Source organism: Streptomyces sp. SID3212, assembly GCF_009865405.1.
Taxonomy (GTDB): Bacteria; Actinomycetota; Actinomycetes; order Streptomycetales; family Streptomycetaceae; genus Streptomyces.
Genome location: NZ_WWJY01000968.1, coordinates 35,627 through 46,195 on the forward strand (window position 1 = coordinate 35,627; position 10,569 = coordinate 46,195).

Consider the following 10,569-nt stretch of genomic DNA (forward strand, 5'->3'; position numbering starts at 1 on the left):
AGCTCACAGAGCCGGGGCTTCGGGGTGAGTGGGTTACGAGGAGCTGAGCTGTAGGCCGTACCGTGCGGCCAAGCCCCTCATGCGCAGGGCCATCGCGTCGTTGCCGGTCCGAGTGGTCTCTCCCGACTCGGAGTCGTCCGCGTCCACGACTGCGTCCTGCGTTGTGCTGGTCTCGCGAGTGGACTCACCCGGCTCGCCCTCGACCTGCTTGAGTTCTGGTGCCTTCTGGCCGGCGTCCTTCAGGTGCCGGGCCAGGTGCTTGTAGACCGCCTGGCGGTCCTCGTCCGCCAGGGTGGTGCCGCCGCGGGCGCCGTTCAGGACGCCGATCGCCGTGGTGCACGCGACCGTTGAGGCCGCGCCCACGTCGCCGTCCACGCCCACGAAGTGGTGGATGAACCGATAGGACGACCTGGCGGCGGCGTCGCCGTCGGGGTCCGCCCAGGCGTGCGCCAGGCGCAGCGCCGTCTCCTCGGCGGGCAGGTCGCCGGCGTTGGCCGGACCGTCCCAGGCGGCGTCGGAGGTGTCGGTCGTGTGCGCGGGGATCGCCGCTCGTTCCTCCGCCGGCGGCGCCTGGCGGGCCGCGGCGGGCGGGGGCCGCTCCGCGTCGAGGATCTGGAACAGGTCCCGCAGCTCCGGCCGGTAGGCCGCGCGCCGTTCGATCGCGCTGCGGTCACCGCGCTGGACCAGGGCGCTGGCCACGCTCGCCAGCTCGGCCTCGGTGTCCACGTACGCGGGGAAGGTCACCGCGGACACCTCGATCAGCCGGACCTCCAGGATGCGCCGTACCTCGACCTCGACGGAGTCGCCGTCGACCGTCTCCACGGTCTCCGTCGTCCAGTCGTCCTTGATCACGTAGAACCCGAACGACATCCCCGTGATGTTCTTGTTGCGGACGTTGGCCTTGAGGTCGGAGACGTAGCTCAGCTCCGTGTCCAGCGCCGAGTCGACCGGCAGGCCCAGCGAGTCCTCCGCCAGGCTGAGCGTGCCGGCGCTGACCCTGGACACCACGTAGTACGAGTCGTGGTCCACGAGGAACCTTGCGTCGCCCTCCGTCAGCGTCTTCGTGAAGGCGCCGGGCGCGATCTCCTCGTAGAACCCCCAGCGCAGCGGATTGCCGATCGCCGTACGGGAGTTGAACTTCGCCGCGTACCCACGGAACCTCTGGGCCCCTGCGTCGCCCTCCGCCCGGATCGCCACGTCGGCCGTGGACAGCGGCAGACGCCGACGCTCCTCGGCCGTGGTCCTGGTCAAGTTCATGCGCCGTCCCCCGTCTCGTCAGTGCTGGCCATCAGCCGCTGTGCCTCCGCAATGAGAGCGGCCGCGCGGGCCGCCCTGGAATCCCCGGCCGGCGAATCGGCCAGCGGGTTCGACCCGAGCGGGGCCATGTACATCGGCTGGAGGTAGATGTCGCCCTCCGGACCGATCGGCGTCCGGTCCTCCAGGTCGCGGATGTCGTTCGCGCTGTACGCGCCGACGTCGCGCATCGCCCGGTAGAAGGTCGCCCGCCCCGCGCTGTCCCCGCGAAGGAGTCCGCCGAGCTGGTACTTCGCGTACTGCACACCGGTCGGCAGCAGCTCCTTCGTGATCCGCTGCTCGGTCGGCGTCAGCCACGTCGGTGCCAGGTCGAACGTCACCCAGCCCTGTGCCTGCTGCTCCAGCCCCGTCCCCCAGCTGGTCGACTTCGCCGTCTCCATCAGGAGGAACAGGGGTACGCCGAACATGCGGGCCACCTCGACCACCTGGAACTCCCGGGACTCCAGGAACTGGGCGTCCACGTTCGGCATCGCCACCGGCTTGAAGCTCGCCCCGGAGTCCAGGACCGCCACCTCGTGCGCGTTGCGGACGCCGGACATCTTGGCCCGCCACCGCTCCTTGAGGGCGTTCGCCTGGTCCGGGTCCAGCCTCTGCTCGGTTTGAAGGACGCCGCCGATCATGTTGCCCGACCCGAACATGCGGGCCGCGGACATCTCCGCCGCCTGGGCCAGGCTGATGCCCTGGGCGGCCAGCCGTACGGGCGAGCAGCCCGTCAGCCCGTCGTACCCCAGCCCGGGGATGTGCAGGATCTCCCGGGATGTCAGCGGCTGCGTCTCGCCCCAGTCGTCCGTGACGCCGAAGATCTTGCCCGACGGCAGATCGTCGGAAGACTTCACCCGTCCCACCTTGACGCGGTCGGGGGTGATCGGCCACAGCTCCTTGATCTGGCCGGCACCGTTGCGGACCTTCTGCATGTAGGTGTTGCCCCACAGGACCCGGTGTACGTAGCCCAGCCGCCACAGCTCCAACGGCGTGAGGTCCGGGTGGGGGTCGGCCAGGAGGGGGGAGGTGTCCTTCTTCTTCGTGCCGGTCAGGTAGGTGGGCAGCGGCAGCGCCGAGGCGACGTTGGCGATCACGTTCACCGACCGCCACACCGCCGGCATGTGCAGGCTCGACCTCTCCGAGACCGAGACGCCGGCCTCAAGCTCACGGCCGCCGAGATACTCCAGCACCGAGGCGGAGGTGAGGGGCTGCGCGGGGTTCTCGATACCGCGCCCCTCGAACAGACCGAACAGGCTCACCGGCCCTCACGCCCCTTCGCGTCCTCAGCCCGTACGCCGCTGCCCGTACGGCCGGCGGCCGACGCGCGCTCGCACGCCAGCGTCCCGAGGACCCCGGCGGCCAGCAGCCCGGCCGGCACGCTCCACAAGGCGATACCCGCGACCGCGACCAGGACGAACAGCACCTCCGCGATCAACAGTGCTCGCTCGCTCACCACAGGTTCGGCGCCCCTTCCGGCTCCACGTGCGCCCGCTCGGCGTAGCCCCACGCGGCGTGCGTGGCGCTGACCAGCGGGCTGATGTCGACGGTCACGCCGCGCCTCGCCCAGGCCCAGCCCTCGCCCACCGGCCGCTTGTCCGCCCCCGCGAGCGCGGTGGCCAGCGGCGCCTGGTCCAGGTGGACGATGCCCTGCTCGATGACCGCGTCGTAGAACTGGCCGGCGGCCGCGACGACTTCACGCGTCTTCATCTCCACCAGCAGGTCCCTACCGCCGACCTGGTCCAGCTTCTTCTCGACCAGCGCCTTCCTCAACGCGGGGATCAGGGAGGCGGCCGGCCCGCCGGCGTCGATGACCACCGCGCACGGCCGCCACTTCTCGACCAGGTCCACCAGCCGGGTCACCACCCACCCGGTCCCCGGCCGGTGGTCGACCACCTCCACGTGCACAGCGTCACCGCTGGGCCCGGCCACGGTGATCGCGCTGTGTGACCGCTCGGGGGTCGTGTCGACGGCGAACGCCACCGGGTCCGAGGGGACTGACGTTCCGTCACCGAGGGCCCGCCACGTGTCCTCGGGGATCACCCGCCAGGTGTCCTCGACGTCCGACGGGTACTCGCCGACGCCCAGGCGCTCGCGGGCGTAGTCCTCGGGGCTCACGCTGAGGCGCTCGTTCATGGACTTCTCCAGCGTCAGCCGGTAGCCAACGCCGGGGTTGGCCCTGAGCACCGCCTCGGGCGACTCGGGGTCGTCGTGCTCCGCGCAGTCGGGCGGGCACTCGTCACGGTGTTGGTCGATCGACCACTCGAAGTAGGCGAGCGACGGGTCGGGCCTGCCGAACTCCAGCGCTTCCAGGGCCCGCCGGCGCAGCCGGGCGAGCTGTACGGACGGGGAGCCGACGCCGGCCGAGCCGAAGTACCACAGCTGCGGGTCGGCGATGGCCGCCATCGTGAACATCAAGGCCGACATGGCGTCGCGCCCCAGGTACATCGCCTCGTCCATGATGTTGCAGTCGCCCGTGAACCCGCGCCCGCTGCCCCCGGAGCGGGCGAGGAACTGGAGGATCGCCCCGTCGAGGAGTTCGATGGACTCCTCACCCGTCGTGTAGCGGACGGCCTTGACGCGTTTGCGCAGGTCATCGCAGTTGGTGATGAGTCCCACGATGCGGCGGAACGCCACCTTGGACGTTTTGAACTGGTGGGCGGAGTGCAGGATCATCCGCTCGCCGCCGAGGAACAGGCCCCACAGCTCGCGGGCCTCGATGATCCCGCCCTTGCCGTTCTGCCTCGGGACGTTCGTGCAGACCTCGAACGCGGACCAGCCGCCCCCCGGCTTCTCGCCCATGCCCTCGTGCAGCACCAGCTGCTGCCACGGGTCGAGGTGCAGGCCGGCCTGCGCGGCCAGTTCGACGGCCTCCTGGCCGGCGCTGGTGATGGAGTCCGCCGGCGCGGTCCGGATCCGCGGCTCCTGCGACCCGTAGACAGTCGGCTCAGCCGGACCCGGCATGCCGCTGCTGGGCTGCCGCTCGCCGCTTCTCGGCCCGTTCCGCAAGCTCATTGACCGCGTCCCCCTTGGTCGCTGGCGGGGCGAGGGCCCGGAGGCGGTTCAGGGCTGCGGCGAGCTTGTCGGCGACGACGGCCTGGGCGGTCGCGGCCTCCCCGACCGGGATCGCGTCCAGCGTTTCGGCCAGGCGGACGACCACTGCGGCGAGGCCGGGGGCGACCGACTCCACACCGAGGCCGTCGATCTCGGCGCGGACTTGGTCGGCGATCCCCATCGTCACCCCCCGTGACCATCTGCTAATTCACTCAGGGTCACCGGCGGGTGATTACGGACTGTGACGGTCGCTAAAGTGGCCAAGTCGAGCTGCGGGTGAATAGCGGCTTCAAAAATGGCCGCGCAAAAGTCCGGGCGAGAAGGGCGTTTGGGTCGCCCGCCTTCCCCCTGAACTTTGAATCCACTCTCCCCGCCGGGACGCGATCACCGGCGCGGCTGCTGGCGCTCCGTGACCGTCGGTCAGTGCCCGGCGGTCACCATGCCCGGGACGCCTGGGTGGTGACGGGACGCGATCCGCCCTGCCGGTGGTCCCGGTACCAGCGGGTCACGACACCCTCCATCGCGGGCTGCCTCATGTCCCGCACCCGCTGGCGCACGATCGCTTCGCCCGGATCGACAACGATGATCCGCGCGCCGAGCCGCTTGTAGCGCGCGCGGGCCTTGGCCTGGGGCATGGTGTGGATCAGGTAGACGTCGGTGGTGTCGAGTACCTGCTCCGCCTCGTACACGGCCGCCTGGCGGGCGCGGTGGACGACGCGCAGCAGCGCCTTGGTGTGGCTGTGGTGGTCAGCGCCCGGCCCGGCCATGGCCAGCGCCATCAGGTCCAGGTCGATGACGATGTCGACGGCCTTGGCGTGGGCCCGGATCCAGGAGGACTTGCCCGCCCCGGGTGGGCCGGTGACTACGTACAGCACGGGCTCACCTCCGGCTGTCGGCGTTCAGCCGCCACGTCCCTTGCGGCGTCAGCCAGGGTCGCTCCAGCGACACGCCGTACTCCAGGTGCCCAGCCTTGATGTCTCGTTGGATGGCGGCCTGGACGAGCTTCGGCGGGTATGCGGCGGCCAAAGTCTCCCAAGCGTTGAACCCGTGGCGCTGGACTGCCGTGAGGAGCGCGACCGTGGTCAGGTCGGATCGCTTCGGGCGCGCCGCCGTCATGGTCACCATCTCCGTGAGGTCGGGCGGGTCAGAGGAGGCTCGGGGGAAGGCGGGGCGGCTCTGCGAGGCCGGCTTCCTCCAGCGCGAGGCGCAGCACTTCGGTCATCGGGACGTCGACCGTGTCCGGGGTGAGCGTCGGTTCCGGTGCTCGTCCGTACCAGGCTTCGGTGGTGTCGGCCCCGTCGACCGTTTCGGCGCGGATCGGGTTGTGGGAGGTCCCGATGTCCACGACGGTGACGGCCTGGTCGAGGGCGGGGACAAGGTGGTCGCGAACGAGGCGGGCGAGCGGGTAGTCGAGCCGGTTGTAGTCGATGCCGTTGGCCTCGCACCAGTCGAGCCACTGCTCGGGGGCTTGGCCGTCGTTGAAGCCCCACTTCGACAGAAGGCAGGCGCTGGCCAACGTCACGGTCGGCTCGGAGGCCATCTCCGTCTCGTGTTCGGCGAGGTGCTGCCACATCCGGCTCGTGTCGACGGCTACCAGTGCGTCAACCCCGGGTCGGTAGCGGACCGTTACGGGCACGGTCACTGCTGCTTGGCAGGCAGGACAGGTGATCTCTGCCGTGGTCTCGCCGCCGGCCATGCTCAGTCCGCCCATTCCACTCGGGCGCCGTGGAGCGGGTGCCCCGGCGCCCGGTCGGCCAGCAGGTCATCGGTGGACGTAGCGATGGTGCAGATGCCGCCGGGGTCGTCGGGCGTGTGGACACAGACAAAGCCGCCGGGGATGAACTGCACTCCGCTCCAAGTGCGCCCGTCGGCGAGGTGCACGAGGAAGGAAGCGGGGACTGCTGGTACGGCCATGGTCACCATCTCCGTGAGGCTCGGGGTTGCTTGATCGACGTGCGGTTGCCGCGGGCGCTGTTGCATCTCCTGTGCGCTGAGCGGGCGTTGGCCGGGTCGAGGAGGTCGCCGCCGCGCGACAGGGGCACGAGGTGGTCCAGGGTGAAGGCGAGCGGGTGCTTGCCCGCCTCGGGCCCGGTGATCTCGTAGGCGATGTTGTGGCCGCACAACCAGCACGGAAGCCCGAGGTTGCGCTGCCAGACGCACAGGGCTCGGTACGGGCGGCCGTTGCGGAGGTTGCCAGCCATGGGCGTTACGTCGCGCGCAGGCGGGGTGTGCTGGCGTACGCGTACGGTCCGGTGACGCCGGCGCTGTGGCGCTCGGCGGCCGCGAGCGCGGCGGTGAGGCGCGCCTTGGGCTTCATGTCGAGCGCGGCGGTTGCGTGGAGGGCGCCGAGAGCGAGGTCGTCTCCGCAGCCGACCGCCATGTATCCGTCGGCGGATTCGCCGACCTGGTAGTCGGCGTGCACGACGAACAGACGCCCGACCACGCCGACCAGGAAGATCCCGGCCTCTTCCTGCTCGCTGTCCTTCTTCGCCCATCCACCGTCCTTGAGGCAGGTACGTACGGCGTCGATGAACTTGGTGACCATGAACTCCTCCAGGTCGCCCTTGGGACGTGGCGGCCGCAGAGCGTGCTGGAGCAGCTGGCCCATGCGGAAGCTGGACGTGAAGCCCATGACGTAGGGGCCGTTGCGGAAGACCTTGGGGTCCCGGCGGACTGTAAGGCTGTAGCCGCCGACTCCGGCGGAGTCTCCGGCCAGGTGGACACGGCCGGTGTGGACGAGCCCGGCAATCACGGTCATGAGGCCCCCTGGGGACGTTGGTTCGGGTGTGGCGGGTGGCCGCCCGGCGCCGCACACGCCGGGCGGCTCTCCTCTCGCCCCACTCGCCCCTGAGTGGTCTGGGGGTCGGCCTGGACATGCGAAAGGCCCGCTCGGGGCGGGCCTTCGTCCGTGTCCTGGCACGGTGGACGTGCCCCCAATATGCGGGATGATCACACAGAACGCAAGCGGCGCATGGGCTGTGAGAGGTCTCGTGGGCTGCGAAATTGGTCCGCAGGTTGCCGGTCTGGCGGCCGGGAGGCTGTGGGGCGCCACCCGGCCGCCAGGGCACGCTACTTGGCGGGGACGGCCCACTCAGCGGGCTCGGGCAGGATGTCGGTGGTGTAGAGCACCCGCTCGGGTCGCTGGTTACCGGGGACCGGGAACACGGTTTTGCCGCGCACGCAGTCCCCGGTCTTCACGGTCGCCTCGTACGGGTACTCAGGTTTGGGGAAGTCGCCGTACGTCACGCCGCTGGGCTCGATGCGGGTGCCGTCGGTGTAGGCGAGGGCCCAGGGGTACCGCGTGACGCCAAGGTTGCCCTTCTTGTTGCAGACCTTCAGCTCGATGGCCGCCCAGACGTAGCCCTTGGTGCCGAACTCGGCGTCGGCTGACCTCTGGGGCTTGATGGTCCCCTGCTCGTAGCCGAGGACAGTCGCCGTGGTGATCGACCCGTCCTCAGCTACGGGGAGCGTGAAGACCGTCCCCAGTGGCATCGGTGCGGCCGGACTCGGCGAGGCCTTGGCCGGCGCCTTGGTCGACACCGGCGAGGCCTTGGTCGCCTCCTGGTCGTCGGTGCCGCTGCTGCACGCAGCGAGCGTGCCGAGCAGCATCGTGGCGGCGAGGGCAGTGGTGTTGCGGGTGCGCATGGGTCCCCCCAGGACTGTGTGTGCGGAGAGGCCAGCGTGCCGTACGGGCGGTGTGCGCGTCCCCGGGGTGATGGGTCCGTTACACGACGAAGGCGCGCGGTGTGCCGGTCGCGAGGATGGCGACAGCCACAGCCTCGGCGGCGTGATGCAGTGACTGATCCAGCAGATAGGACCCGCCGAGCGGGCCGCCGAGGTCGTAGAACCCCTTCTTCCCGATCGTCTCGGCCAGGCGTCGTACGGGCGCGCGGCGGTCGGCGGCGTAGTGGGTGATGCCAGAGACGGCGAGGGCGGCGATGGCGCGGCCGGGGGTGATGCGGATGCCGAGCAGGAGTGCTCCGGCTCCGACGGTTACGGCCTGGGCGGCGACGTAGGTGGCGACGTGGGCCGCGCACGCTCGGCGGCCAGCGGCGCTGTCCTGGGCCTTCGTAAGGGCTTGGTTGTGGGTTTGGATCCAGTGGTCGCCAAGGTCGGCAGAGACGCGGGTGAGCGCGTAGAGGGCGCCTGCTGCGGCGGCTCGTGAGCTGATCAACGGTCCTCCTTGGGTCGGAACGGAGTGAGGCCCTGCCGAATAGCGGCGCAGCAGAGTCGGGTGGGATGTCCCCCACCGTTCGGCGGGGGCCGACAACGGGGCGTCAGGCGGGTGGGTCGTAGTACGCGTCGAGGATCACGTTGACCTCAGCGAGGTCGGGGTGCTGGGCGATCTCTTGATCGTTGCCGCGCTGAATGGCTTCGGCGAAGCGCCGCATCGACACGGACATGCGGGCTGTTGCTGCCTCGACGTCGGAACGGGCGGCAAGGTATCGGTAGTACGAAGCTCGAAGTCGGGCAGCTCGCTCAGCCCAGTTGATGTCGTCGGCCATGAGTCCATGGTGACGCAGAGCGTACGGGCATGTGCGGAAACTGCGGAGGTCGGCGGCGAGGCTACTTTTTCGGCGCTGAGCGCTTGTACTTGCGCCGCTTTTTCAGTTCGGTGGTGATGGTGTCGCCGTACCAGCGGTGGGCCTTCTCGCTGGTGTCGTCGGGGGCGGGCCAGCGGGGTGTGCCGTCGGCGCGCAGCTTGGTCCGGTCGGTGCGGATGGTGCCGGCGCTGATGCCCGTGGCGGCCTCGATCTCCTTCGCGGTGTACAGCCGGCGGGGTTCCAGGCTGCCCGTGTCCCGGACGAAGTGCCGGGCGATCACCGCGTCGACGGTGGCGGAGTCGTAGAGCTTCCATTTGCCGCGCTTGCCGGTGGCGGGCGGCCAGACAGCTTGGCGGGCCCACTGGCCGCGCACTGTCTCGTAGTCGCGGCCGTGTCGGACCGCAATCTCGGCGAGCGTTTCGTCCCGGGCGCTGGGCGTGGCTACCATTGGTCGTGACCCTTTCAGGAGGGTTGGGTGAGACCGGCAGGGTTTCGCGAGCGCCCCTCGGGGCGTCTGGGCCTCGGCCCGGTCCTGCCGGTCGCTTCATTTCCGGGCTGCTGCTGCTCTTCCCCGTGGTCTCAAGTATGACCCTTCGCGTGTTGAATTGCAACCCTCGCATGCAGCAAAAAGGGGCGCGCCCCCGGCTGGGTGCCGGGGGCGCAGCGAGGGGTTGGTCAGTCGTTCTCGGCCTGCCACTCCATCAGGTCGTGCAGGGCGTCCAGGGCAACCTCAAGGGTCGCCATGGCCGCCATGGGCCTCCACTCGACAAACCGGGCGTTCATCGCGGCGACGAGGTCCGTTGCCGCGAGGATCATGATCGCGCCGGTGAACAGGTCGGCCTGCTGGTCCTCGGGCATGGGCTGGTCGTCGGAGATCTCCGCGACCCGCTCCAGGACCGCCACGGTCTCTCGCGGCTCGAAGTCCTCCGGCAGGGAGATCGGCACGGGGAGGTTGGCGCAGACGGCCACCAGGTGGAGGTAGGCGTGGTGCAGGTGCACGATCACGGACCGCCGGGCGTTCTCTTCGAAGTCGGACATCGCATCCCTTTCGGTTGGGTGGTGGGCGGGGTTCGCGGCCCCGCCCCTTGTGTCTCAAGTATGGCAGCTCGCGTGTTGAATTGCAACACCAATGGGGTGGGGAATGGGGCGCGCCCCCGGCTGGATGCCGGGGGCGCGCGCGGGGTGGGGGTTGGGCCTAGCTGGGGTTGAGCGCCTGCCAGCGACCCAGGGCGTCAAGATCCCCCATGGCCATGATCAGGACCCCCAGGGCGCCGACGGCGCGGGATTCGATGAACCCCTCCCCGTCCTCATCCGTGAGAAGGATGTGCAGGTCGACCGCGATCAGCCACATGGTGGCGGCGGTGACGAGCTGCCCCCTCTGCTCGTCCGGGAGGAGGGTTTCCGTGATCAGCTCGGTGATCCGGCGGACCGCCGGGACGGTCTCCCGGTGGGAGACCTGACCCTTCGGGAGGGCCACCGGGATCGGGAGGGCCGCGCAGACGGTCACCAGCCGGGCGTAGGTGAACGCGATGCGGGCGGTCAGGCGCTGCATCACGCCGTCTTCGAGATCGGACACTGTATGCCTTTCGGTTGGGTGGTGGGCGGGGTTCGCGGCCCCGCCCTTGTGTCTCAAGTATGACACCTCGCGTGTTGAATTGCAACACCAGTGGGGTGGGGA

The 10,569-nt window shown here is 70.1% G+C and carries 17 protein-coding genes; all 17 read right to left on the reverse strand.

Annotation, left to right across the window (positions count from 1 at the left end; translation table 11 throughout):
• Positions 1-33 precede the first annotated feature (33 nt).
• Positions 34-1,257, reverse strand: a complete 1,224-nt coding sequence (locus GT042_RS38380) for an HK97 family phage prohead protease (RefSeq protein WP_202534084.1) — start codon at positions 1,255-1,257, stop codon at positions 34-36.
• Positions 1,254-2,555 carry a phage portal protein gene (locus GT042_RS28950; RefSeq protein WP_161311661.1) on the reverse strand — a complete coding sequence of 434 codons (1,302 nt, stop codon included), beginning with the start codon at positions 2,553-2,555 and terminating at the stop codon, positions 1,254-1,256. The genes GT042_RS38380 and GT042_RS28950 overlap by 4 nt, the downstream gene beginning before the upstream one ends.
• On the reverse strand, positions 2,552-2,749 hold the full coding sequence (locus GT042_RS28955; protein WP_161311662.1) for a hypothetical protein: 198 nt from the start codon (positions 2,747-2,749) through the stop codon (positions 2,552-2,554). The genes GT042_RS28950 and GT042_RS28955 overlap by 4 nt, the downstream gene beginning before the upstream one ends.
• Positions 2,746-4,257, reverse strand: coding sequence for a terminase (locus GT042_RS28960; RefSeq protein ID WP_161311663.1), 1,512 nt, complete (start codon positions 4,255-4,257; stop codon positions 2,746-2,748). The genes GT042_RS28955 and GT042_RS28960 overlap by 4 nt, the downstream gene beginning before the upstream one ends.
• Positions 4,241-4,528, reverse strand: a complete 288-nt coding sequence (locus tag GT042_RS28965; RefSeq protein ID WP_161311677.1) for a hypothetical protein — start codon at positions 4,526-4,528, stop codon at positions 4,241-4,243. The genes GT042_RS28960 and GT042_RS28965 overlap by 17 nt, the downstream gene beginning before the upstream one ends.
• A 253-nt stretch (positions 4,529-4,781) precedes the next feature.
• Positions 4,782-5,222 carry an AAA family ATPase gene (locus tag GT042_RS28970; RefSeq protein ID WP_161311664.1) on the reverse strand — a complete coding sequence of 147 codons (441 nt, stop codon included), beginning with the start codon at positions 5,220-5,222 and terminating at the stop codon, positions 4,782-4,784.
• Between the two features lie 4 nt (positions 5,223-5,226).
• Positions 5,227-5,472 carry a hypothetical protein gene (locus GT042_RS28975; protein WP_161311665.1) on the reverse strand — a complete coding sequence of 82 codons (246 nt, stop codon included), beginning with the start codon at positions 5,470-5,472 and terminating at the stop codon, positions 5,227-5,229.
• Positions 5,473-5,491: 19 nt separating this feature from the next.
• Entirely contained in the window at positions 5,492-5,989 is a 498-nt protein-coding gene (locus tag GT042_RS28980; protein ID WP_161311666.1) for a hypothetical protein, read from the reverse strand.
• 56 nt (positions 5,990-6,045) lie between these two features.
• Entirely contained in the window at positions 6,046-6,261 is a 216-nt protein-coding gene (locus GT042_RS28985; protein WP_161311667.1) for a hypothetical protein, read from the reverse strand.
• A gap of 2 nt (positions 6,262-6,263) precedes the next feature.
• Complete coding sequence (locus GT042_RS28990) at positions 6,264-6,548, reverse strand: HNH endonuclease (protein WP_161311668.1); 285 nt, start codon at positions 6,546-6,548, stop codon at positions 6,264-6,266.
• A gap of 5 nt (positions 6,549-6,553) precedes the next feature.
• Entirely contained in the window at positions 6,554-7,105 is a 552-nt protein-coding gene (locus tag GT042_RS28995; protein WP_161311669.1) for a hypothetical protein, read from the reverse strand.
• Between the two features lie 311 nt (positions 7,106-7,416).
• On the reverse strand, positions 7,417-7,992 hold the full coding sequence (locus tag GT042_RS29000) for a hypothetical protein (RefSeq protein WP_161311670.1): 576 nt from the start codon (positions 7,990-7,992) through the stop codon (positions 7,417-7,419).
• A gap of 79 nt (positions 7,993-8,071) precedes the next feature.
• Positions 8,072-8,521 (reverse strand): hypothetical protein, encoded by a 450-nt coding sequence (locus GT042_RS29005; protein ID WP_202534085.1) that lies wholly within the window; start codon positions 8,519-8,521, stop codon positions 8,072-8,074.
• A 103-nt stretch (positions 8,522-8,624) separates the two neighbouring features.
• Positions 8,625-8,852 carry a hypothetical protein gene (locus tag GT042_RS29010; RefSeq protein ID WP_161311671.1) on the reverse strand — a complete coding sequence of 76 codons (228 nt, stop codon included), beginning with the start codon at positions 8,850-8,852 and terminating at the stop codon, positions 8,625-8,627.
• A 61-nt stretch (positions 8,853-8,913) separates the two neighbouring features.
• On the reverse strand, positions 8,914-9,339 hold the full coding sequence (locus GT042_RS29015; RefSeq protein ID WP_161311672.1) for a hypothetical protein: 426 nt from the start codon (positions 9,337-9,339) through the stop codon (positions 8,914-8,916).
• Between the two features lie 227 nt (positions 9,340-9,566).
• Complete coding sequence (locus GT042_RS29020) at positions 9,567-9,929, reverse strand: hypothetical protein (protein ID WP_161311673.1); 363 nt, start codon at positions 9,927-9,929, stop codon at positions 9,567-9,569.
• Positions 9,930-10,086: 157 nt separating this feature from the next.
• The gene (locus GT042_RS29025; RefSeq protein ID WP_161311674.1) at positions 10,087-10,467 is read right to left on the reverse strand and encodes a hypothetical protein; all 381 of its coding nucleotides are present in this window, start codon (positions 10,465-10,467) and stop codon (positions 10,087-10,089) included.
• Positions 10,468-10,569 lie beyond the last annotated feature (102 nt).